The 24,974-nt window shown below is 66.7% G+C and carries 29 protein-coding genes, 1 tRNA gene and 1 pseudogene; 9 read left to right on the forward strand and 22 right to left on the reverse strand.

All coding sequences use genetic code 11. The annotated features are described in order from the left end of the window. Nucleotides 1-153: 153 nt before the first annotated feature. On the forward strand, nt 154-1,080 hold the full coding sequence (locus AB0L57_RS16220; RefSeq protein ID WP_364962102.1) for an RNA polymerase sigma-70 factor: 927 nt from the start codon (nt 154-156) through the stop codon (nt 1,078-1,080). On the opposite strand, the pseudogene AB0L57_RS16225 reads toward AB0L57_RS16220, so the two are convergent. Continuing rightward, nucleotides 1,081-1,261 (reverse strand): annotated as a pseudogene (locus AB0L57_RS16225) (recombinase family protein); the annotation flags it as partial. A 120-nt stretch (nt 1,262-1,381) separates the two neighbouring features. Here AB0L57_RS16225 and AB0L57_RS16230 point away from each other — a divergent pair. Further along, on the forward strand, nt 1,382-2,452 hold the full coding sequence (locus AB0L57_RS16230; protein WP_364962104.1) for a hypothetical protein: 1,071 nt from the start codon (nt 1,382-1,384) through the stop codon (nt 2,450-2,452). Nucleotides 2,453-3,155: 703 nt separating this feature from the next. On the opposite strand, the gene AB0L57_RS16235 is transcribed toward AB0L57_RS16230, so the two are convergent. Further along, entirely contained in the window at nt 3,156-3,425 is a 270-nt protein-coding gene (locus tag AB0L57_RS16235) for a hypothetical protein (RefSeq protein ID WP_364962107.1), read from the reverse strand. Between the two features lie 122 nt (nt 3,426-3,547). Here AB0L57_RS16235 and AB0L57_RS16240 point away from each other — a divergent pair, with 122 nt between their 5' ends. Beyond that, on the forward strand, nt 3,548-4,015 hold the full coding sequence (locus AB0L57_RS16240) for an NUDIX domain-containing protein (RefSeq protein WP_364962110.1): 468 nt from the start codon (nt 3,548-3,550) through the stop codon (nt 4,013-4,015). A gap of 268 nt (nt 4,016-4,283) precedes the next feature. On the opposite strand, the gene AB0L57_RS16245 is transcribed toward AB0L57_RS16240, so the two are convergent. From AB0L57_RS16245 to AB0L57_RS16255, 3 genes are all read right to left on the reverse strand, one after another. Continuing rightward, complete coding sequence (locus tag AB0L57_RS16245) at nt 4,284-4,769, reverse strand: hypothetical protein (RefSeq protein ID WP_364962112.1); 486 nt, start codon at nt 4,767-4,769, stop codon at nt 4,284-4,286. A 166-nt stretch (nt 4,770-4,935) separates the two neighbouring features. Continuing rightward, nucleotides 4,936-5,202, reverse strand: a complete 267-nt coding sequence (locus AB0L57_RS16250) for a Tn3 family transposase (RefSeq protein ID WP_364962438.1) — start codon at nt 5,200-5,202, stop codon at nt 4,936-4,938. A gap of 139 nt (nt 5,203-5,341) precedes the next feature. Beyond that, nucleotides 5,342-5,414, reverse strand: a tRNA-Ala gene (locus AB0L57_RS16255). Nucleotides 5,415-5,471: 57 nt separating this feature from the next. On the opposite strand from AB0L57_RS16255, the gene AB0L57_RS16260 reads away from it, so the two are divergent. Together AB0L57_RS16260 and AB0L57_RS16265 are read left to right on the forward strand one after the other, a co-directional pair. Next, the gene (locus AB0L57_RS16260) at nt 5,472-7,067 is read left to right on the forward strand and encodes a DUF222 domain-containing protein (RefSeq protein ID WP_364962115.1); all 1,596 of its coding nucleotides are present in this window, start codon (nt 5,472-5,474) and stop codon (nt 7,065-7,067) included. Between the two features lie 52 nt (nt 7,068-7,119). Then, complete coding sequence (locus AB0L57_RS16265) at nt 7,120-7,353, forward strand: hypothetical protein (RefSeq protein ID WP_364962116.1); 234 nt, start codon at nt 7,120-7,122, stop codon at nt 7,351-7,353. Between the two features lie 59 nt (nt 7,354-7,412). Here AB0L57_RS16265 and AB0L57_RS16270 read toward each other — a convergent pair whose 3' ends face one another. Both AB0L57_RS16270 and AB0L57_RS16275 read right to left on the reverse strand, forming a co-directional pair. Beyond that, on the reverse strand, nt 7,413-8,150 hold the full coding sequence (locus AB0L57_RS16270) for a thioredoxin domain-containing protein (RefSeq protein WP_364962118.1): 738 nt from the start codon (nt 8,148-8,150) through the stop codon (nt 7,413-7,415). A gap of 50 nt (nt 8,151-8,200) precedes the next feature. After that, on the reverse strand, nt 8,201-8,785 hold the full coding sequence (locus tag AB0L57_RS16275) for a TetR/AcrR family transcriptional regulator (protein WP_364962120.1): 585 nt from the start codon (nt 8,783-8,785) through the stop codon (nt 8,201-8,203). A gap of 118 nt (nt 8,786-8,903) precedes the next feature. Here AB0L57_RS16275 and AB0L57_RS16280 point away from each other — a divergent pair, with 118 nt between their 5' ends. Then, the gene (locus AB0L57_RS16280) at nt 8,904-9,731 is read left to right on the forward strand and encodes an SDR family oxidoreductase (protein ID WP_364962123.1); all 828 of its coding nucleotides are present in this window, start codon (nt 8,904-8,906) and stop codon (nt 9,729-9,731) included. A gap of 3 nt (nt 9,732-9,734) precedes the next feature. Further along, on the forward strand, nt 9,735-10,850 hold the full coding sequence (locus tag AB0L57_RS16285; protein ID WP_364962125.1) for a dihydrodipicolinate reductase: 1,116 nt from the start codon (nt 9,735-9,737) through the stop codon (nt 10,848-10,850). Nucleotides 10,851-10,903: 53 nt separating this feature from the next. Here AB0L57_RS16285 and AB0L57_RS16290 read toward each other — a convergent pair whose 3' ends face one another. From AB0L57_RS16290 to AB0L57_RS16310, 5 genes are all read right to left on the reverse strand, one after another. Further along, nucleotides 10,904-11,578, reverse strand: coding sequence for a hypothetical protein (locus tag AB0L57_RS16290; RefSeq protein ID WP_364962128.1), 675 nt, complete (start codon nt 11,576-11,578; stop codon nt 10,904-10,906). A gap of 256 nt (nt 11,579-11,834) precedes the next feature. Next, a complete protein-coding gene (locus AB0L57_RS16295; protein WP_364962132.1) occupies nt 11,835-13,001 on the reverse strand; it encodes a lipase family protein in 1,167 nt (388 codons plus the stop codon). Between the two features lie 125 nt (nt 13,002-13,126). After that, nucleotides 13,127-14,785, reverse strand: a complete 1,659-nt coding sequence (pgm, locus tag AB0L57_RS16300) for a phosphoglucomutase (alpha-D-glucose-1,6-bisphosphate-dependent) (RefSeq protein ID WP_364962135.1) — start codon at nt 14,783-14,785, stop codon at nt 13,127-13,129. A gap of 47 nt (nt 14,786-14,832) precedes the next feature. Next, complete coding sequence (locus tag AB0L57_RS16305; protein ID WP_364962137.1) at nt 14,833-15,237, reverse strand: DUF190 domain-containing protein; 405 nt, start codon at nt 15,235-15,237, stop codon at nt 14,833-14,835. A 761-nt stretch (nt 15,238-15,998) separates the two neighbouring features. Beyond that, nucleotides 15,999-17,426 carry an MFS transporter gene (locus AB0L57_RS16310; RefSeq protein WP_364962440.1) on the reverse strand — a complete coding sequence of 476 codons (1,428 nt, stop codon included), beginning with the start codon at nt 17,424-17,426 and terminating at the stop codon, nt 15,999-16,001. Between the two features lie 218 nt (nt 17,427-17,644). Here AB0L57_RS16310 and AB0L57_RS16315 point away from each other — a divergent pair, with 218 nt between their 5' ends. Both AB0L57_RS16315 and AB0L57_RS16320 read left to right on the forward strand, forming a co-directional pair. Next, nucleotides 17,645-18,319, forward strand: a complete 675-nt coding sequence (locus AB0L57_RS16315; protein ID WP_364962140.1) for a TetR/AcrR family transcriptional regulator — start codon at nt 17,645-17,647, stop codon at nt 18,317-18,319. 150 nt (nt 18,320-18,469) lie between these two features. After that, nucleotides 18,470-19,768 (forward strand): D-arabinono-1,4-lactone oxidase, encoded by a 1,299-nt coding sequence (locus AB0L57_RS16320; protein WP_364962143.1) that lies wholly within the window; start codon nt 18,470-18,472, stop codon nt 19,766-19,768. Nucleotides 19,769-19,791: 23 nt separating this feature from the next. On the opposite strand, the gene AB0L57_RS16325 is transcribed toward AB0L57_RS16320, so the two are convergent. The 10 genes from AB0L57_RS16325 to AB0L57_RS16370 all read right to left on the reverse strand — a co-directional run bounded on the left by AB0L57_RS16325 (nt 19,792) and on the right by AB0L57_RS16370 (nt 24,937). Next, nucleotides 19,792-20,370 carry an alkaline shock response membrane anchor protein AmaP gene (locus tag AB0L57_RS16325; protein ID WP_364962146.1) on the reverse strand — a complete coding sequence of 193 codons (579 nt, stop codon included), beginning with the start codon at nt 20,368-20,370 and terminating at the stop codon, nt 19,792-19,794. Nucleotides 20,371-20,508: 138 nt separating this feature from the next. Continuing rightward, on the reverse strand, nt 20,509-21,063 hold the full coding sequence (locus AB0L57_RS16330; protein WP_364962149.1) for a DUF6286 domain-containing protein: 555 nt from the start codon (nt 21,061-21,063) through the stop codon (nt 20,509-20,511). Further along, entirely contained in the window at nt 21,060-21,317 is a 258-nt protein-coding gene (locus AB0L57_RS16335; protein ID WP_364962151.1) for an Asp23/Gls24 family envelope stress response protein, read from the reverse strand. The genes AB0L57_RS16330 and AB0L57_RS16335 overlap by 4 nt, the downstream gene beginning before the upstream one ends. Before the next feature lie 101 nt (nt 21,318-21,418). Then, entirely contained in the window at nt 21,419-21,607 is a 189-nt protein-coding gene (locus AB0L57_RS16340) for a hypothetical protein (RefSeq protein WP_364962153.1), read from the reverse strand. 5 nt (nt 21,608-21,612) lie between these two features. Continuing rightward, nucleotides 21,613-22,113, reverse strand: coding sequence for an Asp23/Gls24 family envelope stress response protein (locus AB0L57_RS16345; RefSeq protein WP_364962155.1), 501 nt, complete (start codon nt 22,111-22,113; stop codon nt 21,613-21,615). A gap of 20 nt (nt 22,114-22,133) precedes the next feature. Continuing rightward, nucleotides 22,134-22,469, reverse strand: a complete 336-nt coding sequence (locus tag AB0L57_RS16350) for a hypothetical protein (protein ID WP_364962158.1) — start codon at nt 22,467-22,469, stop codon at nt 22,134-22,136. Beyond that, the gene (locus AB0L57_RS16355; protein ID WP_364962161.1) at nt 22,466-22,855 is read right to left on the reverse strand and encodes an Asp23/Gls24 family envelope stress response protein; all 390 of its coding nucleotides are present in this window, start codon (nt 22,853-22,855) and stop codon (nt 22,466-22,468) included. The genes AB0L57_RS16350 and AB0L57_RS16355 overlap by 4 nt, the downstream gene beginning before the upstream one ends. Further along, entirely contained in the window at nt 22,852-23,427 is a 576-nt protein-coding gene (locus tag AB0L57_RS16360; RefSeq protein ID WP_364962443.1) for an Asp23/Gls24 family envelope stress response protein, read from the reverse strand. Before AB0L57_RS16360 ends, AB0L57_RS16355 begins: the two co-directional genes overlap by 4 nt. After that, the gene (locus tag AB0L57_RS16365; protein ID WP_364962164.1) at nt 23,427-23,993 is read right to left on the reverse strand and encodes a sigma-70 family RNA polymerase sigma factor; all 567 of its coding nucleotides are present in this window, start codon (nt 23,991-23,993) and stop codon (nt 23,427-23,429) included. The genes AB0L57_RS16360 and AB0L57_RS16365 overlap by 1 nt, the downstream gene beginning before the upstream one ends. 122 nt (nt 23,994-24,115) lie before the next feature. Further along, complete coding sequence (locus tag AB0L57_RS16370) at nt 24,116-24,937, reverse strand: helix-turn-helix transcriptional regulator (RefSeq protein WP_364962167.1); 822 nt, start codon at nt 24,935-24,937, stop codon at nt 24,116-24,118. Nucleotides 24,938-24,974 lie beyond the last annotated feature (37 nt).

Here is a 24,974-nt window from a genome sequence, read left to right on the forward strand (position 1 = left end):
ACCGAACAGTCCATCGTGCTGGTGACCTGGCTGGTGCACGATGCTGCGCCGTGCGTGGTCGGCAGCCCGCGTACCCGCCGTTCCGTTATCGTCACGGGCGCTCCCGCCGGTGCTGCGGTCCGACGGCGACGACCAGAAGAGGATCCTGTGAACGTGACCCCTGACGATCGGCCGACGGGCCCGAGCCGAGGCCGCGCCGCCGATGTCGCGACCGATATTTTCATCGCGCATCGAGACCTGCTGTTCACCGTCGCCTACGAGATGCTCGGATCGGCCGCCGATGCCGAGGACGTCCTGCAGGACGTCTGGTTGCGGTGGGTCGAGGTGGACCTCGATCAGGTGCGCGAACGGCGCGCGTACCTGGTCCGGATGACCACTCGCCAAACGCTCAACCGGCTGCGAACTCTCAGCCGCCGCAAGGAGTCCTACGTCGGCCCGTGGCTTCCCGAACCGATGCTCACCGCACCCGATGTGGCCGACGACGTCGAACTCGCCGAAAGCATGTCGATGGCGCTGATGCTCGTTCTCGAGACACTCACGCCGACCGAGCGCGCTGTCTTCGTCCTGCGCGAGGTCTTCGATCTCGACTATGCCGAGATCGCGGACGCCGTCGACAAGACGCCGACGGCCGTTCGCCAGATCGCCTACCGGGCCCGCAAGCACGTCGACGCCCGCCGGCCCCGCGAGGTGGTGTCCCCGAGCCAGACTCGGGCAGCACTGGAATCGTTCCGGCAGGCGATCGAAACCGGAGATCCGCAGGGACTGCTCGACGTGCTCGCACCGCACGTCGTCCTGGTCAGCGACGGCGGCGGCGTCAAGCGGGCCGCTCTGCATCCGGTCACCGGAGCCGAGAAAGTGGTGCGCTACATCATCGGCGGCCCGGGCAAGCATGGGGTCGAGCTCACCGGTGAGACAACCGTCGTCAACGGCAACCCGGCGCTCATCGTCCGTGCCGACGGCGTCATCGACGGTGTCATCGCTGTTCATGTCGAAGCCGCTCGAATCATCGGTCTCTACTACGTGCGCAATCCGGAAAAGCTGACCCGCGTCGCCGCCGAGGTACCCCTCACCCGACGGTGACCGCGGCCGGTGCGACCCCCGGGTCTTGGCGGCGGCGATGTTTTCGCGTTGACGTTCGAGGATGAGCGCGCGGTCGAACTCGGCGAAGGCGCCCATCACGCTCGGCGACACGTCGGCCATGGGTGAGTCCCCGCCAGTGAAAGTCGGGCTTTTCCTTGACGACTTCGACCCGCATACCCTTACTGGCACAACGGAGTACCCCTAATGCGCACGGAGAAACACCGCAGTGGTCAGGTAGCGATCGTGCGGCCGGAGGCCATCGCATGTGGCGTACACCCGCTTCAGAAGTGAGGATTGCCGGGTGACGGAGAGCTGGGATTCGCTGCATACCAGGCTCGCTCAGGCACACCAGGGCGAAGACCCGGTCGAGAGCGAAACGACGCAGCCAGGGGTGTCCCCCGTGCCGGAGCGGTCGGAGGTATCGCCTACCAACCCACAACCGGGTGTGACCGCCGTGGCGCCGCAACCAGGCGTGAGCCACACGCTGCAGCCGGGTGTGACCGCCCCGCAGTCGCACCCGGGTGTGACCGCCCCGCAGGACCTGGCGGCGGTACCCGCGGCCGCGGAACATTCCGAGGCGGCGAATGCCCTGCCCCAGCTCGCGGCAATCGGACAAGATCCGCCACAGAACAAGGCCGCGCGGCAGAATCCCGCGGCGGAACCGCAGCAACCCGGCAACACGAAAAGCCCCGACTCCGGGGGCACGGCGACGCCGCGAGCCACCGGCGAGGATCCGCTGCAAGACAGAATCACGCAGCTGCACGAGGCCACGGACCTGATCGACAGCGCACTCCAGCATCCGCTGTCCGCACAAAAGGTAATCGCCCTCGCGATCAGACAGGCGCTGGTGCCCGGATTGCTGCCGAGCTCGCCCGAGTCGTTGCAAGAGCGAGCTACCGCCGAATCCGCAGCAGGCCGGAACATCCTGGACCAACTCGCGAGCCTGGCAACGGCCGAACAGCAGAACCTGCCCGCGCACTGGACCGCACAGCCGGCCGCGAGCGCCATCCGCGTGATGCAGGCACTCACCCAGCACACCGCCGATCCCGCCCCCAACGCCCACGGCGTCGCCGACAGCTTGTCCGCTTGGGCCGACGGGACGGAAGCGGCGCAGAATCTGGACCGCCGCGGACACGACCAACTGCTCGAAGCGCAGCGCCTGTTGGCTGCCGCTCCAGCCGAGTCCGCGGGCTCGGCCATCAACGTGCTGCTGGCACTGGCCGATGCAATGCCCAAAGCTCAGCAGGGCTGCAACGACCGGACCAGAGCAGCGCAGAGCCTGTCAGCGCACATCGCTGGAACAGTCAGCGCATTCCAGGACCACACACACAACACCGAGTACCTGCTTCATGCCTTCGCTCGCGATACCTGATTGTGCCGTCTCCCTGGCACCGCACACTTCTCGCGAAAGAAGCAGCCGCGTATCGGCATTCGCGAACAGCTCCGGATCGAGACCACCCATTCCCCGAGCGCGACGACCCGATGGGGGCCGCTGCACGATCAGGTCACAGTGTCACCTCCCCGTGCAGCAGCCCCAACGGTTACGCCTACTTCCTCATGAGCCACGGTGGGCATCGAATCGGCGTCGATCGTATTGGAGGCCGGATGTCTTGCAACCGCGGGAGGATTTCGGTGTCTGCGTCCATGCTCCGCGAATAATCAGGCTTCACCAAGGTCGGCTGAGATTGCACCGTCCACTCGTACTTCTCGAAGAATGTCTCGTGACCTTCGGGCTGACCCCAGGCGTGAACCCATGGCGGCCAAGCTGTCGGACAACCACCCGCCGTGCCCCGACCCGGTAACTCAGCACAGCCGTCAGCACCACCGCCCCGGGCTACAGTGCCCAGGTCAGCGCCGCCGTCCTGTCACCCCCGCACATACCCGTAGGAACGGCCCCGCATCCGGCAATGGTTGTTCCGGCGTCGCTTCCACCGGTGGCACTGCGAAAGCCGCCAGCCGTATGGGATCGACGCCGTGGTAGACGGTGCGACAGGGAGATCATCGGGCATGGGATGGTGCTTCCCTTCGATGCGGATGAATCTTGAAAAATCTTGGTGTGCTGCATATTTCATGATTCAGTCCCATAACTCAGCACACGGCAGAGAAGGCAGATCGGCAGTTACGTTGTCGTCGATACTGACGACCAGTTGCAGCCCGACCAGTCGCTCGCTGGCCAGTTGAGCTGCGACGTGTAGCACCTGTTCGGCGCTGGCCTGATAGTCCAGCGTCAACGCGCCGGATTCGATGTGGATGTGGCGTACTCGGCGCATGCCCACCATCTCCGTTCCGTTGGTTGGCCAAAATGCCTGGTAACGAGGGTGAATGGCAGGCGCGGCGATATCCATGCGCGAACCCATTGGTCGGTATACGCCGGGTGTATATGACGACGGGCGGTCGGCGAATAAGCTCAGCTTGCTTTCGTCTTATCGCAAAACCACAGGTCAACTACCCTGAAGGAAGGATATTCATGACCAAGACTGTTGCGCCACAGACCGACAGCTCAAAATCCCAGCGCCACAAGGTGACAGGAGATGTGCATCTTGTACTGCGCCGCGGCAGCGACGTTCTGTTCGGTCAGCGCCAGAACACCGGCTTCGAGGATGGAGCTTGGCACTTGCCAAGCGGACATCTCGAAGCTGACGAGTCCGTCATCCACGCGCTGATTCGCGAGGCCGAGGAGGAAATCGGGATCACCATCAAGCCCGAAGATGTCCACTTCGCCCACATCATGCACAACTCGTCCTCCGGTGGTCGCATGGCGTTCTTCTTCACAGTGCGGGCCTGGCAGGGTGATCCCGAGAACCGAGAGCCGGAGAAATGCACAGAGCTGCAATGGGTTTCGGCCGACACAATGCCGGAACACATGATCGACTACTGTCGCGAGGCCATGGCGCATATCGCACACAGTCGGCCCTTTTCCGCCTACGGCTGGTAGCTATGAGCAACCCGTCGGGGCCGGTGGTGTGCGTCAGCGTACGGGCCTTCCGGAACGAACTTGGTGGAACGACTTCTGGAACGAAGGTTGTTCAGGTTCACCCAGGTCGCCTACCGCCAGTGTCAACTTGGCTCCGCGCGGCATAGGTCGTTCCACTTCCTTGGAAGTAGAACGACCCGGGCGCTCAACTCGACCGACCACCCTCGCTCTCCCATCCCCGCAAAATGCAGATGCGGGTCGGCGGTGGCCTGATTTGCAGGCGACGCTGTCAGTCCGCCGAGTCCAGATTGTGGTACTGATCAACCAGGTGCTGGTAGAAGCCGTTCTCTGGGTCCGCCAAGGAGATGGGCCGAAGGCACACGGTGACCTTTCGGCCAGCTGCAGTCGAGTATCCGGTCTTGTCCATGCCAAGGTCTTCCACGATGAGTTGCACCAGCTGGTCCAGCTCGTCGTCGGTCACGTACACGGTGAGACGGCATTCGACCGGGACATCCGCCGGGTCGTAACCATCACCCCATGCGCGCTGGGCGAACTCGTCGAGCGCGCTGATCGGCCCGAATGCGGTGAAACAGGGAATCCGGTTGGCTCCATGGATCTTGTGCGCGCTGTCTTCGAGTGCCAGAGCAATGGGGTGGATACCCTCGCCAGCGAGGGAACCGGGTCCTGCGGGATCGGGCACTCCGAGATCTACTGCGAGCTCCCACACCTGGTGTTCGTCGTTTTCTATCGGAACCTTGCTTGTCAGCGTTTCCATGCCTTCTCGGTCCGGCAATGCTTCACCCTCTTTCCTTGCGGAACGGCCGCCTGCGCCTTGTTCCAGGCTGCCTTCTCCGCCGCTGGTTTGTTCTTCCCGCTTCCTGTGTACTTGAAAGGCCCCGTGGCATCGGTCCTGTACAGGTTTTCGAAGTAGCACGACAGCGTCACGTAATGCATGGCAGTGAACTCGAACTGCCACTCCCCGGACGGCGTTGCCTTGACAGGCGCCGCCTCCGCTGCGGATGGTGCGGCCCCCGCGCCCCCCCACCGCACCGGTGGTGCACGCTGCCGGCGATCAACTCCCACCTGATCGGGCGCGTCATCGCCGGTCCGAGACCAGGCCACAGCCCAGACTCACCGGCCGCGGGCCGGTACAGCTTGCACTTGTTGATCCGCTTGATCCGCGGCAGCAGGTCGAAGCCCAGGATCAGACCCCAAGCCCTACGTCAGCCAGATTCACGCCCGAAGCAAACGACGTTACAAAACCCAAAACGCGGGGTTTCCGTAGGGCTGGACCAAATAAAGCAGGTCAGGACCGATACAATATCGGTCCTGACCTGCGTTTTCCTGTGGAGCTAAGGGGACTCGAACCCCTGACCCCCACACTGCCAGTGTGGTGCGCTACCAGCTGCGCCATAGCCCCAGATTTCACACTCGGAGATGTTCTCCGCGTGCTTGAAAGAAGTTACACCACCCCTCGTTGCGGTACCAAATCGCCTGCGCAAAAGGCTGGTGGAACACATGTTCGAACGATAGACTCGAACGCATGTTCGATGGCGGAGAGCTTCAGGCGATGAGCGATGCGGGGCTGGTCGATGCGCTGCGGCGGGCACACGGGGCGGCGGCTTTCGCACAGGCGGCGGAGGTGCGGGCGGTGCGGGAGCTGTATCGCCGGCATCGAGCCGGTAATGCAACTCCCGGACCCGGTGGCGTGCGGGCCGGCGAGTTCGCTGCGGCGGAGATCTCGATGGCGGTTCAGATATCCGAGCAGGTCGCGGCGGCGCTGATCGATATCGGGCTGACATTGGAGCGGCTACCGCACACGCGGGAGGCGTTCGGGTCGGGGCGGATCGATCTGGCCCGGGTGCAGGTCATCGTCGACAGTGCCCGGGGACTGTCGAGCGATCTGCTCGCCGATCTCGAGAAGCCGATGGTGGAGGCCGCGGCACGGACGACACCGGCGCGGCTGCGGCAGACGGCACGGCGCTGGCTCACCCGGTTGGACGGCCCGGGCGAACAACGCCGGCGCGAACAGCGGGAGGACTGCCGCGATATTCGCCTGACCGCGGTCCAGGACGGCGCCGCGGTGGTCGCCGGACTTCTGCCGGCCGAGGGCGCACAGACCGTCGCGATGCGATTACGGGAGATGGCGCTGCAGGTCTGCGCAGACGATCCGCGCAGTATGCCGCAACGGCGTGCCGACGCTCTGGTCGCGCTCGCCGACGGCACCGGGTGGTTGCACTGCGCGTGCGGTCGCGGAAAACGTTGTACCGCAATAGCTCCGGCACCGGGAGCGAGGAGCTCCGCGACGACAGGCACTCGGCGGCCACTCATCCAGATCGGAGTCAGCGCCCGCACCCTGGCCGGTACGGGCGACGACCCCGGCCAGTTGCACGGCTATGGGCCCATCGACGCGGAACTCGTGCGCCGGATCGCCGAGCGCGCGGATTTCGTACTGGTGGCCGAGCAACGGCACCGTGGCCGTGGGACACATCGAGCCGATCACGCCGAACAGCGACAACCTCGGTCCGGCGCACCTCTGGAAATCCTCGACCGCACCTGTCGGTTTCCGGGCTGCACAACAGTCGTCGCAGCGGCGGCGCCGCATGGTGGAAGCAGAGCGTCGAGCCGCGTGCCCGCGGTGACGGTGCCGGCGCCGTGGGCCCTCGCCGAGCCAGCCGATCTCCCGGTGTCGAGCGACCGCGAAAATTCACCCGAATTGTCAGCGGCACAATCACTTTCGCTGTGCACACATCACCATCGACTCGCATCGCTCATCGCTCGGGGAAAGACACGCTGGCAGGTGCGATGGCTGGATGCCGATCGCGTAGAGTGGACCAGTCCAACCGGGGATGTACGGATGACCGTCGACGAAGACGCGAATTACCTTTTTCCGTATCGCGATTCCGACATGCCGGTGATCGATCCGACGCCAGTCTCCACTTCGATTGTGGCAGTGGCTGTTTCCGCGCTGGATCCAGGATATCCGATCGGAGTCCACGCACCGATCCATCGGCGGCTCACGGAGGGGACGCCCGAAGACTGCACCGCCGGGGACGAAAGTGTCTGCTACTGAACGCTATTCGACAGACGAGAACAACGAGTGATCGGAGGACACCGCGAACGCCATGACTTGTCAGGATCGTCCACCCGCACCGACCATCATCGATGCCGGCGTGGAACGGGAGCGGATCGCCGCGCTCGAATTGCTCCGCATCCGCCTCGAATCCGAACTCGACCGAACGGCCGCGGGTAGCGGATACGCCGCGATGGCCGGGCAGCTACGCGACACCGTGAACGCGATCGCCGACGCCCGCAATCGAATCTACGAGGTTCTTCTGGGCGATGACGAGACCAACTGATCGCCGATCGAAGAACTCCGGCCCGGGCGGATGGGGATACCGCCCAGGCCGGACGACATTCAGCCCGCCACCTTGGTGACCCAATCCGACTGCTCCACATCGACTTCCTTACCACCATCGAGCACGGTGGGCGTCTGCACCTGACCGACCGCGTCCTTCAACGCGCCGAGCGCGGACTGCGCGTGGTTGCGTGCGGAATCCACCCGATCCCCCCGGGCGATGCACTGCTGCACCTCATTCGACGCCCCGGCTTCCTTGGCGATCGCCGCCAATTCGTCGTTGGTGAGATTGCCTCCGCTTTCGCTGGGCTGCTTCGTGGTGAACAACGCCGTGTGGAACTTCGAGAACACCGGCCCGTCACCCGCGTCGGCCACACATTCACTGGCCGCCACCGCTCGCGTCGAATAGTCCTTACTGCTGGATTTGCTGTCCAGGAAGTTCACCAGCCGATAGCGCACCGCGAACTTGCCCTGGTCGATGTACTTGGAGATCTGCTGCCCGAAGTAGTGCTCCAGCGAACCACAGGACGGGCACATCGGATCTTCGAAAATGTCGATCGTCTTCGGCGCGGACGTCTTCCCCAGCACGATCGCGCCGTCGGAATCCGACAGGGCCGTCACCGCCGGATCGTGCACCGCACCGTATCCGTCTTCCTGCACCGTCAAACCGTGATTGCTGTTCCAGCGCACGACGAGGAACACGATCACCGCGACGACCACCAGCGCCACCGCGCCCAGCCCGTAGGTGGTGCGATTGGACATCGGCTTCGGCGTGTATTTCGATCCGGAGGAATTCACGGCGTCCACTCTGCCAAAGCCGGGCCGCCACCGGAATCCGGCGGCCGTATTCAGCGATCGTGCTCAGGCGGCACCCCGACCAGGCCGTAGAGCACCAGATCCTCGAGTGATCGCGCGAAACCGTCGACATCGTCGATATCGCGAATACACATGGCGAACAATGCCGCGCCGGCGATCATATCCAGCACCGTGTCCGAATCGACGCCGCCGCGCCCACCACCGGATTCCAGATATTGCGCCAATTCGCGGCGGGTAGGAGCGTCCAAACGGGCCGAAAGCTTCTGATACAGACCGGAATCGGCGCGCATCTCGGTCATCAGGCCCGGCATCGCCGCTCGCGCCTCCCGGGCGCCGAACAGCTGGATCGTGCCGCGGATGACCTTGCGAATCTCCTCGATCAGATTCCCGGCTCGCTCGTCGCTGCCGACATCCGGGAAAACCGCTCGCGCGATCAGATGCGCCTTGGACGGCCAGCGCCGGTAGATGGCGGGCCGGCTCACCCCCGCCCGAGTGGCGATCGCATCGATCGAGGCGGCGGCGTAGCCGCGCTCGGTGAGCAGACTGCGAGCCGCGTCGAGCACCGCGCGATCCACCTCCGGATCGCGATGCGGCCCGAGCCGGCGGCGAACATTCACCGGGCAACCGTCCTTGTCTGCGCGTGCATCAGTCGTTACAGTCTGTCACATCTGAGTCGTTACACACTGTAACCGCTGAGGCGGATCCCGCCGAGGCGGACAGATTCGAGGAGTTGTCGTGTCCACTACCGACCAGCAGATCGCCGCCGCGGATACCTACCGCCCTCTCCCCCTGCTCGAGGGCAAGGTCGTGGTGCTGTCCGGCGTCGGCCCCGGACTGGGCCGGGCCCTGGGCGCGGAGGCCGCCCGGATGGGCGCGGATCTGGTGCTGGTCAGCCGCACCGAGCGGCGACTGGAGAAGATGGCCGAGGTGGTCCGGTCCTACGGCCGCCGCGCGCTGGTGGTGCCCACCGACATCACCGACGAGGGGCAGCGCAAGGCCCTCGTCGACCGCGCCCTCGCCGAATTCGGCCGGGTGGACTGCCTGATCAACAATGCCTTCGCCATCCCCCCGATGGAGCCGATCACCGGTATCGACCTGGACGCGCTGCGGACCGCGAACGAGACGAATGTCTATGCCCCACTGCGTCTTTCGACGCTGTTCGCGGATGCGCTGGCCGCATCGCACGGCTCGATCATCATGCTCAACTCGTGCGTGAGCTTCGACTCCGAGCCGATCTACTCCGGCTACAAGCTGTCGAAGGGCACCCTGGCGCATCTGGCGTCGTCGCTGGCCACCGAATTGGGACCGCGCGGTGTCCGGGTCAACAGCGTCGCGCCGTCCTATATCTACGAAGACGTGAACAAGGCCTACTTCGACTGGCTGGCCGCACAGGACGGCGTCACCCACGAGGAGATCTACCGGCGCAAGGCCGAGCCCACCGATCTCAAGCGACTGGCCTCCCCCGAGGAGGTGGCGCGCGCGGCGCTGTTCCTGGCCACCGATCTGGCCGCCGCGGTGACCGGGCAGATCCTCACGGTCGACTGCGGCGAGTACCACAACTGACAGATGTATCCGAGATCCGCACGGCAGCAAGGAGTTCCGGTGCCGAACGAGAAGAAGCGAATCGTCCTGTGGGGTACCGGCGTGGTCGGGTCCATGGTGCTGGCCGAGATCATCGGCCATCCGCGGTTCGAGCTGGTGGGGGTCGGGGTCAGCAATCCCGAGAAGGTGGGCCGCGATGCCGGCGAGTTGTGCGGTGCGGGCGAAACCGGCGTCCGGGCAACGAATTCGGTCGAAGAATTGATCGCGCTGCGGCCGGACGCGGTGGTCCATTACGGACCGACCGCGGCGTTGGCGGACGAGAACATCCGGGTGATCGGATCGTTCCTGCGCGCCGGGATCGATGTGTGTTCCACGGCGATGACACCGTGGGTGTGGCCGGATATGGCGCAGACACCGGCGGTCTGGCGTGATCCGATCACCCAGGCCTGCGCCGAGGGCGGTGCGTCCTGCTTCACCACCGGGATCGATCCGGGTTTCGCGAACGATCTGTTCCCGATGACACTGCTCGGCCTGTGTGGCGAGGTGGAGTCGGTGCGCGCCTGCGAACTGCTCGATTACGCCGATTACGAAGGCGACTACGAGTTCGAGATGGGCATCGGCCGCCCGCCGGAATTCCAGGCCATGCTCGAGACGCCGGACCTGCTGATCATGGCGTGGGGCGCCACCGTGCCGATGATCGCGAGTGCCGTCGGCATCGAGCTCGACGACATCACCACGACATGGGAGAAGTGGGTGACCCCGGTGGATCGTCCGTCGGCCAAGGGAGTCATCTCGGCCGGTGATGTGGCGGCGATCCGGTTCACCATCAACGGCGTGTACCGGGGGCGGGAGGTCATCACGCTCGAACATGTGAACCGGATCGGCACCGACGCGGCGCCGGACTGGCCGGCGGGTACGACCGACGATGTCTATCGGGTGGATATCGTGGGCTCCCCGTCGATTTCACAGGAGACGGCCTTCCGGTTCACCGACGGCTCCGGCCGCACCCCCGCCGTGGCGGGATGTCTGGCGACCGGGATGCGCGCCCTCAATGCGGTCCCGGCGGTCAACGAGCTGCCACCCGGCTGGGTGACCCCGCTGGACCTGCCGCTGATTCCGGGCGCCGGCACCATTCGCTGAGTAGAACCGGATGCGCCGCGGTATCGACCGCGGCGCATCCGGTTCCGGCACAACTACTTTCCGGCGGGCGCCGGTGGCACGAAGGGCTCATTGATCGTCGCGAAGTACTGCACCACCGAGGCGACCGCGACCGGGGCGGTGACCAGCAGAGCGCCGGCGAAGGCACCGATCCCGGCACCGATCGCGATCCCGGCCAGACAACCCGCCAGCGGGCCCGCACCGAACAACGCGGCGAGTATCCCGGTGACGACGGTGCCGACCACCGCACCACCGACACATCCGGCGACACCGCCCAGCGCGGTGCCCATCGCCGCCCCGCCGGCCGCGGCGGTCGTGATCTGCATGGCCGCCCGGGAGAAGGCCGCCTGCTCGCGCTCGTAGCGGGTACGCCACGGTGCCTCGTTCTGGAACGGCATGGCGGTCGGCGTGAGCGTCGCGGTATTGCCATCGATCCTGGCGGCGACGGGATAGGTCACGTCATCGATGCGGTAGGCCAGCGGGATTCCCGCGAGCACCTTGCCGGATGCCGATTTGATCTCGAAGACGCCGTCCGCCACCGCCATGGTGCCCGAATCGGTCGTGATCACCGCTGCCGCACCGGTATTGCTCGCGTGGTAATGCACCTCCGGATCGGCTGCCGTCGCCGGATCTGCCGTCGCGAAGCCGGTTCCGGCGGTCACGACCGCGGCGGCGAGTGTGGCCGCGGATACCCATCGTTGAACCCTCATCGGGTCTCCTCTCGAAGGTCACCGACACACGAAGAACAGAGCCGCTCCGGGCATCGGTGATGTGCAAAAAAGATGCGTGTGCAACATGTCACAGGACGGACCGGCACTGTTCGCCGCTCTCATTCAGCGGGATCAAGGGCTTCTACCTGCACTTTTCACGACGCGTGCACGAAATAGGCGCAATCGGAAGTGACCCACGAACGCCTCACCCCCGGCGCCGGGGCCGGGGGTGAGGTGATGGGCGACACAGTGGTGATCAGCGCGTGCAGGTCACCGCCGGAGCGTGGCCGGAGAGCACCTGATCGGCGAAATCCTGTGCGTCACTTAACGATGCGGGCACGCTGCCGCGATGGTCCTGCCCGTCGTAGACCCGGTAGTCGACCTGAACTCCCTTGTCGCACAAGGTTTTCACCAACGCATCGGTTCCCGGCTTCGCCACGGCCGTATCAACCGTCCCCTGCGCGATCATCGTGGGGACCGACGGCACGACCCGTGACGGGTCCTGCCGGTCCAGATACTCGGTCAGCGGTCGGACATCGGCGTCGGGAGCGAAGACTCGCTCCGGCGGGACCGGCGGCACGGCCCGGATCTGCGCGAGACAGCCGGTGCGCCCGGCGGTGAGCAGCGGCGCCGCCTGCGCGGTCAGCAATCGATCGGGGTCGATGGCCGGATCCGCGGCCTGCGCACCGAGCAGAATCAGCGGCAGGAACGCCTCGGCGGCCGCCGCGCCGGGCCGGTTGCCGCGCACATAGTCGACGGTGCTGCTGAGTCCCACCCCGCCCGGCGCGATCGATATCGCACCCTTCAGGTCGAGTTCGGGTGCCCGTTGCGCGGCGTTCTGCGCGGTGAACAGGGTGGCTTGCCCACCCTGGCTGTGCCCGGCCACCACCCAGTTCTTGCCGATGGAGGTGTCCAGGGTGCGAGCCGCGCGAACGATGTCGGTGACCGTGTTCGCCTCACTCGTGCCGTTGATGTAGGTGTGGCCACCGGGTGTGCCCAGACCTTCGTAATCGGTCTGCACGACCGCGTACCCCTTGGCCACCCAGGTGTCGAGAATGCTGTCGACCGGACCGAGATAGTCGTGGTCGAGGCCGTCGGGGGTATCCACGGACGGCGCGCAGGTATCGGCGTAGCCGGTCGTGCCGTGCGCCCAGCTCAGCACCGGCCAGCCGTCCTTCGGCGGCGGCGATTTCGGTACCGCCACCGTGCCCGAGACCACGATGGGCCTGCCCTGCGCGTCATCGGACCGATAGGTGATCAATCGGGTACTCGCCGCGCTGGGTAGTGCGGCGCCGCTGGTCAGCGGTGCCGAGGTGAGCAGTTCCCCCGCTGGTGCGGGGTGATCGGAGTCGGCCGTACCGGAACAGGCGGCGAGTAATCCCACTGCGAGCAGACCGGCGCCGATCCGCACCGGATTTCGCATTCGACGAGCCAACACAGCCATTCTCCGATCGGTGGGGTCAACAGATCCGCACAGGATAGGGCCGGTTCGGAGCACGAAACCCGATGCTCCCACCAGGCAGGAGTGCCCTGCCCAGGGGCCGCGAATCAGTCCTCGAGCACGGGCTCGTCGATCCCCAGTGCACGCCCGACCACGTCCTCGGCGGCGGCCTGCACCTGGGCCAGGTGCTCGGGTCCTTCGAAGGATTCGGCGTAGATCTTGTACTTGTCCTCGGTACCCGACGGGCGAGCGGCGAACCACGCGTTCTCGGTGGTGACCTTGACCCCGCCCAGCGCCGCGCCGTTGCCGCGGGCGCGGGTCTGTACCGAGAGGACCGACTCACCCGCGACCTCGGCCACGACGATGTCGTCGGGGGTCAGCGCCGCCAGCCGCCGCTTCTGCTCGGCACTCGCCCCCGCGTCGATGCGTGCGTATGCCGGGGTGCCGTAGCGCTTTTCGAGTTCGGCGTAGCGCGCGGACGGACTCTGCCCGGTGACCGCGGTGATCTCGGCGGCCAGCAGGGCCAGCAGAATGCCGTCCTTGTCGGTTGTCCAGACCGTGCCGTCGTGCCGCAGGAACGACGCGCCGGCGCTCTCCTCACCGCCGAAAGCCAGTGAACCGCTGAATAATCCGGGAACGAACCATTTGAACCCGACGGGCACCTCGTGGGTCTGGCGGCCCAGCACTCCGACCACCCGGTCGATCATCGAGGAGGTCACCGCGGTCTTGCCGATCTTGGTCAGCGCATCCCAGCCCATCCGGTTGGCGATCAGGTATTCGATCGCCACCGCCAGGAAGTGGTTCGGATTCATCAGTCCCGCATCGGGAGTGACGATGCCGTGCCGGTCGGCGTCGGCATCGTTACCGGTGGAGATGTCGTAGTCGTCGCGGATGGCCACCAGCGAGGCCATCGCATAGCGCGAGGAGGGATCCATGCGGATCTTGCCGTCGCTGTCGAGCGTCATGAACCGCCAGGTGGGGTCGACGAACGGATTGACCACCTCGATTTCGAGGTCGTAGCGCTGGCCGATCTCCTCCCAGTAGTCGACACTCGCCCCGCCCATCGGATCCGCGCCCAGCCGGATACCGGCCCCGCGAATGGCGTCCAGATTCAGCACATTCGGCAGATCGGCGATGTAGTGGTCGAGGTAGTCGTAGCGCTGTACGCCGGTGGCCAGCGCGTGTTGCAGCGTCGTGCGCTTGATACCGGCCAGCCCGCCGCGCAGCAGTTCGTTGGCGCGCTCGGCGATGGCATCGGTGGCGACGGTATCGGCCGGCCCGCCGTGCGGCGGGTTGTATTTGAAGCCGCCGTCCCGCGGCGGATTGTGGGAGGGGGTGACCACGATCCCGTCGGCCTGATGGCGGGTACCGCCCCGATTGTGGCGCAGTACCGCATGACTCAGGGCCGGGGTGGGCGTGTAGCGGCCGCGGGTGTCGATCACCGCGGTGACATCGTTGGCCGCCAGCACCTCCAGCGCGGTGGTCCAGGCGGGCTCCGACAGCGCGTGCGTATCGCGGGCCAGATAGACCGGACCGGTGATACCGCGAGTGGCCCGGTATTCCACGATCGCCTGTGTGATCGCGAGGATGTGCGCCTCGTTGAACGCGCAGTCCAGACTCGAACCGCGGTGACCGGAGGTACCGAAGGCCACCCGGTGCGCGGGTTCGGCCGGATCGGGAATGCGGCTGTAGTAGGCCGTCACCAGATGCGGGAGATCCTCGAGATCGCTGGCCCGCGCCGGTCGTCCGGCACGATCGTGGGCCATGCTCGGGCCTCCCTTCCTCGTCGCCTGTGTCCGGCTCGTCATCACGATCACGGCGACACCGTGCCGTCCGACTGCCACACCTGGACCGCGGACAGTGTCACGGTGCCGGACGCGAAGAGTTCGCCGTTGGCGACGACGAAATCGCGCAGCAGCTGCGAATCGTCGACGATCATCACCATCACCGGCAGGTTCTCGGCCAGATCGAGCATGCGGGTGGTATGGATGCGCGAGGACACGCCGTAGCCCTCGACACCGCGCCACACGCTGGCGCCGGCCAGACCCGCATCCCGGGCGCGCCGCACGATTTCGTGATAGCGGGGTCGGTGCTTGAAGTGGTCGTCCTCGCCCAGCAGCACCGTCAACCGGGCCGCGGACCGCCAGCGTGGATCGGGCTGCCACGCATCGGCTTCGGTGACGATCTGCATCGCGGTCTCGTCCGCTGCTTCGCTCATCGCCTGCCCCCTGTCGTCGTGCCGTACCAGTTGTCCGATCTGCCGCGCTGCGCGAAGTCACCACCGTCTGCTCGGACATCCGAGCGCCACACCCGATCCGTGCAGTCTAGAGCGTCGGCCGGGAGGGCGGACCAGCGGCCGCGTGTGCCACAGAGAGCTGTCCAGACTATCGGATTCGCTTGCCACGAGCAAAAACTCGCCGGGAATTCGTTCGGTGCCGCCGGGCTTCGCAGCACCGCGGCACCGGATCGCGAACCCACCTGGTACACCTCCCAGCCCGACCGAATGTGTGGAGTCATGCTAACTGTCAGCGATCCCGCCGCGGGGCGGCATCGACACCCCGAATCGCCGTCCAGGCCGGAAGTCGTCCGGGACCGGGCGGGTCCGTGCAGCGAGTTGTCCCGGCCCCGCACGGCGTCACCCGTACCAGGTCCCACCCTGCGACTACCAACCACTGCTAGCTAACCATTTGCTCGAATACGACACCGCGCCACATCGAATTCGCGCACGCCCGCTCGATCATCCATTGCGCGTACGGCATCGGCGTGTCCGAACCGGACAGTCGACCCACGCCGCCGACCGGCGCCGCCCCGTCATCGGTGCGCCGATCCGGATCGGTCCTCGATATCTCGATCGGCCCGCGACGGCACCGGCACGCGGGCAAGGCCCCGGATACACCTGTGCCCCGGACCAGTGGTCCGGGGCACAGGTGCCGTATTCATCGGCCATACAGGACTATTCACCCACTGGCCGTGCCGTGATCAGTGCGCGAGTACCGGTTCACCTTCCGCGGGCGCCGGTGCGGTACTGGGCATCAGCACCGCCGCGGCGATCGCGCCGGCGACGAAAATCGCTGCGGCCCACCAGAAACTGGTGGTGTAGCTCTTGATCAGCGATTCCGCGACCGCCACCTCGCTGGGCGCACGGCCCGACAGGTAGTTCGCCGCCGCCGAGGAGGCGATGGTGCTCAGCAGCGCGGTACCGATCGAACCACCGACCTGCTGGCTGGTGTTGACCATCGCCGAGGCCACACCCGCGTCGTCGTGGTTCACGCCTGCGGTCGAGCCCTGGAACGCGGTCGACATGGCACCACCGAGACCCAGGCCCAGCAGCAGCAGGGCCGGCAGGATGTGGGTGGCATAGCCGGTGTCGAGCCCGATCCGGGTCAGCCACGCCATACCGAACGCGGCCACCAGGAATCCGGCGGTGACGGTGATCTTCGGCCCGATCTTCGGCATCACCAGCGACGGCACCGTGGTCGACGACAGGATCATGGTCGCGATCATCGGCAGGAAGGCCACGCCGGTCATGATCGGCGAGTACCCCATCGTGAGCTGCATGTAGTAGGTGAGGAACAGGAAGATCGCGAACATTCCGATGCCCATGACGAACACGGTCATGTAGGACGCCGCGCGGGTGCGGTCGAGCACGATGCGCAGCGGCAGCAGCGGATGCGCGACGCGGGTCTGCAGCCAGGTGAACACACCCAGCAGCACCACGCCACCGATCAGGAACGTGAGGGTCAGACCGTCGGTCCAGCCGTGCGATTCGGCGTGCGAGAAGCCGTAGACGATGCCGAACAGAGCGGCACTGACTGCCAGCGTGCCAGGAATGTCGAGCTTGGGCCGCTTGTCGGCGGTGTGCTTGGCCAGCAGCAGGACCGCGCCGATGAGAGCGACGGCGGCGAAGAGCAGATTGACGTACATCACCCAGCGCCAGGACGCCCATTCGGTGAGCGCGCCGCCGAGCAGCAGGCCGAGTGCGCCACCGGTACCCGCCACGGCACCGAAGATGCCGAATGCCTTGGCCCGCTCCGAGGGCTGCGTGAAGGTGACCGTCAGCAGCGACAGGGCAGCCGGGGCCAGCAATGCGCCGAACACGCCCTGTGCGACGCGTGCGATGACCAGCATCTCGAATCCGTTGGCCGCACCACCCACCGCCGAGGCGACGGCGAAGCCGACCAGGCCGACGATGAATGTGGTTCGTCTGCCGAACAGGTCACTGAGCCGGCCGCCGAGCAGGAGCAGGCTGCCGAAGGCCAGCGCGTATCCGGTGACCACCCACTGCCGGTCGGCATTGGAGAAGCCGAGGTCCAGCTGGGCCGCGGGCAGTGCGATATTCACCACGGTCGCGTCCAGCACGACCATCAACTGGGCGACGCCGAGTACAGCGAGCACCCACCAGCGCATGGCATGTGAGCCGCGGCGGCCCCCGTCCGGCGTCGAACGCCTCGACGGCTGGTCCGACCGCTTCTTGTCGAGATCGATCGCGGAAGTCATGGGTCCCCTTGTCCTGCGACGATTGAACGATGGATTAAGTGGAGGAGCATCCTCCGCTTGTTTCAAAAGCTATCACGATAACGGAGAGAGCGTCTCCGGTTAATCCCGGAACTTGGTAATATCGGGGTGTGAATCACGCCACGGCCACCCCCGCAGGTCGGCGTTTGCGCGCCGACGCCGCCCGTAACCACCAGCGGATTCTGCTTGCGGCCAGAGGCCTGTTCGCCGAGCGTGGCCTGGAGGTCACCCTGGACGACGTCGCGGAGGCCGCCGGCGTCGGCGTCGGCACGGTCTACCGCCGCTTCGCGAACAAGCAGGAGCTGATCGCGGAGGTTTTCGACCAGACCGTCAACGAGATGGCCGAGGCCACCGAGGCCGCCTACGCCGACCCCGACCCCTGGCACGGCCTGACGCAGCTGTTCGAATGGTCCTGCGAACACATGGCGGGCAATCGCGGCTTCGGTGAGGTGATGCTCGAATTGCCCGATGCCATGGAACGCTTCGCCTCCGTGCGCGATCGGATCAAACCGATGGTGACCCGGCTGATCGACAAGGCCGAGGCCGAGGGCGTGGTGCGCCCGGGCATCGCGGCCTCCGACTTCTTCGCGATGATCCACATGGTCGAGGCCATCGCCGGATTCTCCAAGCCGGTGAATCCGCAGGTCTGGCGGCGGTACATGAGCATCGTTCTCGACGGCGTTCGTGCCGACCACCTCCCTCGGGTCCCACTCGAGGTCCCGCCGCTGGACGACGCCGACGTGGACCAGGCGAAAGCGGCGGTATTCGCCTGCCGCAAAAGGTGATCCACTCCGCCGTTCCCGACACTCCGCCACGGTATCGACACCCGCACCCTCGACGTAAGAACCCGAGTCCGGCCGATCGAGTGTGATCCGCCACGTTCGACGCCGGACGAGGGCTGGCGCACACTGAACGCATGTCCTAAAGTTGGACGTATGACCAATTCGTGGGTGAACTGGGCCGGCGATCAACGATGCACGCCGGCCACCTACGCCGCCCCCCGCACACGCGACGACATCGCCGAACTACTCGCCCGGGCCGAGACCGACGGCCATACCGTGCGGGTTGCGGGAGCCGGGCATTCGTTCACCGACACGGTCCTCACCGACGGCACCCTGCTGAACCTGGCGCACCTCGACCGGATCCTGCGGGTCGACCGGACCAGCGGCCTGGCCCGGGTCGAGGCGGGCGCCACCCTCAACACCCTCAGTTCCGCCCTGCACCCGATGGGGCTGGCCTTCCCGAACCTCGGCGACATCGATGTGCAGTCGATCGCGGGCGCCACCGCCACCGCCACCCACGGCACCGGCGCCACCCTGCAGAACCTTTCCGCCGCACTGCATTCGGTGGAACTGATGCTGGCCGACGGCAGCATCGTCGAACTCGACGAACACAGCGATCCCGACGGATGGCGCGCGGCCCGGGTGAATGTCGGCGCCCTCGGCGTCGTCACCGCGGTGACGCTGCAGCTGGTGCCCTCGTTCGTCCTCGAGGGCGTCGAACGCCCGATCCCGGTGGACGACGTCCTCGCGAATCTCGACGAATTCGTCGACGGTAACGAACATTTCGAGTTCTACGTCTTCGCGCACAGCCCGCTGGCGATGACCAAACGCAACAATCGCGTCGAACTCCCCGAACAGCCACGTCCCAAGGCTGTCGACTGGTTCGCCGACATCCTGATGACCAATCACACCTTCGACGCGCTGTGCCGGCTGGCGCGGGTGCAGCCGGGTCTGATCCCGTGGATCCACCGCGGCGCCGCGTATGCCGGCAGTTATCGCCGCCAGGTCGATCGCTCGTATCGGGTCTTCGCCTCCCCCAGGCTGATCCGCTTCACCGAGATGGAATATGCGATCCCGCGCGAATACGCCGTCGCGGCGATCCGCGAGATCAAGGAGGCCGGGCAGCGATTCGAATCGCCCATGCCCACCGAGGTCCGATTCGTCGCGCCCGACGACGCCTTCCTGTCCCCCGCGGGCGGGCGCGATACCTGCTACATCGCCGTACACCAGTATCGCGGGATGGACCACGAACCGTATTTCCGTGCGTGCGAGGCGATTTTCGATCGCTACCACGGCCGGCCGCACTGGGGGAAGCGGCACTTTCAGACCGCCGAGACGCTGCGCGGCCGCTACCCCGAGTGGGACCGGTTCCAGGATGTCCGCCGGCGGCTGGATCCGAAGGGCCGGTTCACCAACGCCTACCTGGAACGGGTACTCGGTCCCGTCACGTAGTGCGAAAAACTTTGGTGGTAGCGCTATTTCGCGCGAGCGGTCCGACCGCGGTCGACGAGCCGCAGTTCCAGTGACACCGGTATCGCATCGACTTGCAGGGCCTGGCGCAACCGGGCCACCGCATCGGTGTCGATACGCCTGCGCAGTTCGGTGAGATCGGCATCCGGCTCGGCGGTGACCACCAGATGCAGTTCCGGCGTGCGCGCCTGGCCGGACAGACTCGCCTGGGCCGAACGCACCTCCGGATATGATTCGATGTCGGCGACCACCGGCGCGGCGGCGATATTCGAATTCAGCAGTGTCTCACCGGAATTGCCGACCGTTCCGATATGCCAGCGGACCCGGCCGGGTAGCCGTGCGAACTGCGCCGCCAGCCACCGCAGGACGGCCAGCGCCACGAGCACCGCACCCGCCACCACCGCCACGAACACCCACGGAGAGGGTTCGGCGGTACCGGGAACCAGCCGGGCGTCCGAGTCCACCCAGCTCAGCTCGCCCATGTAGGCGACGATCGCATAGGCCCCGGCGAGCAGCACCAGCAATCCGATCACCGCGAGCAGCAACCGATTCAGCCGAGCCGGACGATTGGCAGAACCCTTCACCACACCTCCTGTGCTCTGCGGGACACCCGCACCCGGTCGGCATCGCAAGCAGCTGCGCAAGTGTCACTCACGATGCCTCCAGTATTCCGCGGGACACCCGCACCCGGTCGGCATCGCAAGCAGCTGCGCAAGTGTCACTCACGATGCCTCCTGGTGACCGGAATCAGGCTGCTTGCTGGTTCGCAGGCGTGTGCTCACCGGCGGGGCGACCAGCGGGGATATCCGGTCGAGCCGGTCGGAAACGGCGGCGTCGACGGTCTGTTCCAGATCCGTGTGGTCGGGGTGGGCGGCGCGGCCGTAGACGCGAATATGCTTGCGGGTCCGGCGAACTCGCGCGCTCTCCAGCCCGGCGACGGAGGCGGCCGCGTCCGCGAGCGCACCGTCTAGGCTGCGGCGCGCGATCCCGGCCGACGTCCCCTCCTCCGGTTTCAGCGCGACCACGACCCGGCGCCCGGGCCACAGCGCCACCAGCAACAGCACCGCGCCGACCACCGCGGCGCCGATACCGACGCCCAGCACCCAGTGGCTGTGCCAGGTGGTGTCGTGCAATCTGGTCGCGATGCTGTTGTAGGAGACGAGTTCCCTACTGTGGGTGAGGTTCTGGATCAACGAGACGGCCACGGCGACGGCCGCGGCCAGCAGCACGACCGCCACCACCACGGCCGGCGTCACCCGTCGCGGGCGCCGGTTCACTGCACGCTCCGGGCCGCCTCGACCGGATTCACCAATTCGCTCACGTCGATATCCACTCGCGGCACCACCAATCCGGACAGTTCGTGTGTGCGCTGCATCAGGTGGTCGCGACAGGCATCGGTCACCGCGCCCACCGGCATCGGGTAGACGACCGGCACCCGCACGCGCAGGACCGCGGTATCGCCGACCACCCGTGCCGACACCTCGGGTTTGCCTGCCACGCCGTCCACCTCGCAGGCGGCCCGCGCGGCCATCCTGCGCACCGTACGCTCCGATACCGTTGTGCGGCCCCGGAATTCGACAGCGCTGAGGATCGAGTGCGCGGCCGGATCGGGCGATGCGGCCTCGGGAGGGCTCACTTTCGTCCCCGGTCCTGCGCGGATCGGATCAGACCGGACAGATCGACGTGACCGTCGAGCCAGCGGCCGATCACCAGACCCAGGGCGCCGAAGATCAGTACCACCGCGAAGGCTCCGATACCGCCGAAGGCGGCGGCGAAGCCCAGCGACAGCCCGACGATCAGGCAGAGTGTGGTGGCATTCATGATGCTCACTGCACCCGTTCGCGAGTCGGTGGCTGTTCCTCGTCCTCTTCGATGAAGACGTCGTTGACGTTGATGTTGACCTCGACCACCTCGAGTCCGGTCATCTGCTCGATCGCGGTGATCACATTGCGCCGCACCGCACGGGCGAGTTCGGCGATGGAGACGCCGTATTCGACGACGAGCTCCAGATCGACCGCGGTCTGGGTCTCCCCGACCTCGACCGAAACCCCTTGTCCCACACTGGCGGAGGCGCCCGGAATGCGGTCACGGAAGGCACCGAACGCCCGTGAGGCGCCACCTCCGAGGTTGTGCACACCACGCACCTCCCGCGCGGCCAGACCGGCGATCTTCTGCACCACGGCATCGGCGATGGTGGTGGTGCCCTGATCGCTGGCCAGGGCGCTGGGGGCCGCCTGCCGGGACTTCGCGGTCCCCGCCTGAGCGGTCTCCTTGGCGCTCGCGGTCTCAGCCGCACCGGACGATTTACCTGTTGTCGTACTGGTCATGACTACCTCCCTATTCACTATTACGACACCGCACGCTGCGGATCGTCACGGGCGGCGGCGTCGAAAGCGCCCGCGTCCAGGTCGGTGACCACGATGCGCAACCGCGCCGCGGCCCATCGGGTCGGTGCCAGCAGCTCCCCCACCAGGGCGGAGAGCCGGTCCAGTCGAGGCGGTAACGGTAGTTCCGTTGCCGTCACGCGGATCTCGACGCAGTCGGTGCCGAGATCCACCGCCGAGCGGGGGCCCAGCCGGGGCACCCAGTCGGCGAGCGCGACCCCCAGCGGAACCGTGGGACGCAATCCCGCCACCGCGCCGATCGCGCTGATGACGGCGTCGATCAGTTCGTCCTCATTCACAGTTCTCCCGGTTGTATGTCCAGGATCGTCACCGACACCGCGTCGACGACCATCCCGGTCTGTTCGGTGACCATGCCGACCACCGCCCGCTGTACCGCCTGCCCCACCTCGCCGACCTGACATCCCGCCGCGACCGCGAGGTCGACGTGCACCCTGAGCCAGCCACCGCTGTGCCGCACGCGCACACCGGCCCCCGGGGCGAGATCCGGACCGCCCCACAGCTGCCGGCCGCCGCGAGCCAGATGTCCCAGGAGTCCGAGGACACCGGGCTCGAGATAGGCGACTCCGGGAACCGCGGTCGCGGCGTGTGCCGCCACCGCCGCGATCACCTCGTCGGAGGCGACGTACTCGGCGGCGGCCGGGGACGACGAGGCAGCCGGTGTCATGACTCCTCCTGATAGATGTCGACCACGGCGACATCGAGACGGTCGAGTACCAGCCCGATGCGGGCCGCGACCGCCGCCCGGAGGCGCTCACGTACCAGCGGTACGACCTGTTCGACGGCAGTGTCACCGTGGCGGACCGCGATCGACAGTGAGATCGAGACGGTGTGCCGTCCGTCGGCCCCGATCCCCTGATCGTCGACGCGGCACTCACGCGCCCGCACTCCGGGCACGGTATCGGCGGCATAGCGCAGCACCACCGCGATGGCCTGTTCGCTGACCTCTATCGTTCCCGAATTCGGAGTGGGCAGATTCACCATGCGCCCGCGCCGGACCTCCGCGCGCACCGCCGACATGATCCGGCCGGCCATCGCGGGTGGTGGCGGATCCGGTTCGTCGACGAGCTCACGAGTCGCCGAACGCAGCACGAGCAGGCTCTCCCGGGCGGCCGCGCAGTGCGAGCAGCTCGCTTCGTGGTCGTCGGCCCGACCGGCCTCGACCGCGTCCAGCCGCTCCCACACCTGTTCGACGCTGCGCCCACAGGGCAGCATGTAGTCGCTGTCGGTCTTCTCCATCAGCGCCACGGCTGCATCACCTCCGCCAGCTGCACGCGAGCCCGGGCGATTCGGCCCCGGACCGCCGTGGTGTTCGCGCCCACGATTTCGGCGATCTCCTCATAGGATTGCCCGTGAACCTCACGGAGCAACCAACATGCACGTTGTTCGGGTGTGAGCCGCTGCAATGCGGTGGTCAGAGCGGCCAGCTGACCGTTGACCTGTGCCGCATGTTCCGGCTGGGTACTGCGCTGCGGTGATTCGGTGCTGTCGGGGTCCACATCGGCGTGGTCGGGCCGTGCGCGCAGGACGTTGAGACAACGGTTGGTGGTCATCCGGTACAGCCATCCGGCGAATGCGCCGTCGTCGCGCAACTGGGTGATGCGCCGCCAGGCGGTGAGGAACACCTCCTGGGTGACGTCCTCGGCCTCGGCGCGATCGGCCAGCATCGTCGACGCCAGCCGGAACATGCGTCCCTGATATCGCAGCACCAGCTGCTCATAGGCCCCGATATCGCCGTCACGTGCACGTCCGGCGAGGGTGGCATCGTCCAACGCCTCCTCGGGTGCCGTTGCCGCATCGGCCACCGGGCACCTCCTCCGCTGCTCTGATCGATGGACACCGGCCGGGCAGGATTGCTCACGTTGGATTATGCGTGATGGTCGTCTCCCCCGGAGCCGACCGACGCGATGTGTTCGGTGCGGCGACGCTACTCGTTCACCAGGCGCAGCGCCGGCGTCGCCGCACCGCGACGATCGACCAGCCACACCTGGACACTCTGATCGATTGCGGGACTGAGGCTTTCGATCTCGACCTCGACCTCGCCGCGCTGCGGATGGATGACCTCCAGCGCGCCGGAACGAAATTCGGTGACCCGGTGCTCGCGCCAGCGACAGGCGAATTCCGGGAACCGCTGCAGCGCCTCGACCAATGCGGCCAGGCGCTCGTCGTCGGGCCACTGGCTGCGTGCGGCCCGCAGCGCCGACACCATCATCGCGGCACCCCGGGGCCAGTCCCGCCAGCGCCGCGGCGCCTCCGGATGGGCGAAGAAGTAGGTGGCGAGATTCCCCTCGGCGACCTCGTCGAACAGCCCCAGCGGCTCGGCGAAGTCACGCCACGCGGCGTTCCAGGCCAGAATGTCGAGCCAGCGTCCGACGACGAAGGCGGGCGTGGGATGCATGGCGTCCAGGACCGCCTGCACGGTCTCGGTGACCCGCTCACGGGCCTGTCCCGCGGAGGGACAGTCGCGGCCCTGCTCCATACTGATGGCGAGTTTGCCGAAGTGGTGACGTTCGACCTCGTTGAGCCGCAGCGCCTCGGACAGCGCGCCGAGCACCGCCATCGAGGGATTGGTATCGCGCCCCTGTTCCAGGCGCGCGAGATAGTCGACGCTCACTCCCGCCAGCGCCGCGACCTCCTCGCGCCGCAATCCGGGCGTGCGCCGGCGCCGCCCGGCCGGCAGCCCGACCTCCTCGGGCTGCAACTGCGCGCGCCGGGCGATGAGAAACTCGGCGAATTCCGAACGTGCCACGTCACCATCCTGTACCCATCCGGGGCCCGTTATCCGC

Origin of the sequence: Nocardia sp. NPDC052254 (assembly GCF_040679495.1) — a bacterium.
Classification (GTDB): Bacteria; Actinomycetota; Actinomycetes; order Mycobacteriales; family Mycobacteriaceae; genus Nocardia.

Coding starts and splice junctions, on each gene's coding strand:
- AB0L57_RS16235 (WP_364962107.1), bottom strand. CDS start 3,425: ATGGATATCGCCGCGCCTGCCATTCACCCTCGTTACCAGGCATTTTGG.
- AB0L57_RS16240 (WP_364962110.1), top strand. CDS start 3,548: ATGACCAAGACTGTTGCGCCACAGACCGACAGCTCAAAATCCCAGCGC.
- AB0L57_RS16245 (WP_364962112.1), bottom strand. CDS start 4,769: ATGGAAACGCTGACAAGCAAGGTTCCGATAGAAAACGACGAACACCAG.
- AB0L57_RS16265 (WP_364962116.1), top strand. CDS start 7,120: ATGACTTGTCAGGATCGTCCACCCGCACCGACCATCATCGATGCCGGC.
- AB0L57_RS16285 (WP_364962125.1), top strand. CDS start 9,735: ATGTATCCGAGATCCGCACGGCAGCAAGGAGTTCCGGTGCCGAACGAG.
- AB0L57_RS16290 (WP_364962128.1), bottom strand. CDS start 11,578: ATGAGGGTTCAACGATGGGTATCCGCGGCCACACTCGCCGCCGCGGTC.
- AB0L57_RS16295 (WP_364962132.1), bottom strand. CDS start 13,001: ATGCGAAATCCGGTGCGGATCGGCGCCGGTCTGCTCGCAGTGGGATTA.
- pgm (WP_364962135.1), bottom strand. CDS start 14,785: ATGGCCCACGATCGTGCCGGACGACCGGCGCGGGCCAGCGATCTCGAG.
- AB0L57_RS16305 (WP_364962137.1), bottom strand. CDS start 15,237: ATGAGCGAAGCAGCGGACGAGACCGCGATGCAGATCGTCACCGAAGCC.
- AB0L57_RS16310 (WP_364962440.1), bottom strand. CDS start 17,426: ATGCGCTGGTGGGTGCTCGCTGTACTCGGCGTCGCCCAGTTGATGGTC.
- AB0L57_RS16320 (WP_364962143.1), top strand. CDS start 18,470: ATGACCAATTCGTGGGTGAACTGGGCCGGCGATCAACGATGCACGCCG.
- AB0L57_RS16335 (WP_364962151.1), bottom strand. CDS start 21,317: ATGGCCGCGCGGGCCGCCTGCGAGGTGGACGGCGTGGCAGGCAAACCC.
- AB0L57_RS16340 (WP_364962153.1), bottom strand. CDS start 21,607: ATGAATGCCACCACACTCTGCCTGATCGTCGGGCTGTCGCTGGGCTTC.
- AB0L57_RS16345 (WP_364962155.1), bottom strand. CDS start 22,113: ATGACCAGTACGACAACAGGTAAATCGTCCGGTGCGGCTGAGACCGCG.
- AB0L57_RS16355 (WP_364962161.1), bottom strand. CDS start 22,855: ATGACACCGGCTGCCTCGTCGTCCCCGGCCGCCGCCGAGTACGTCGCC.
- AB0L57_RS16360 (WP_364962443.1), bottom strand. CDS start 23,427: ATGGAGAAGACCGACAGCGACTACATGCTGCCCTGTGGGCGCAGCGTC.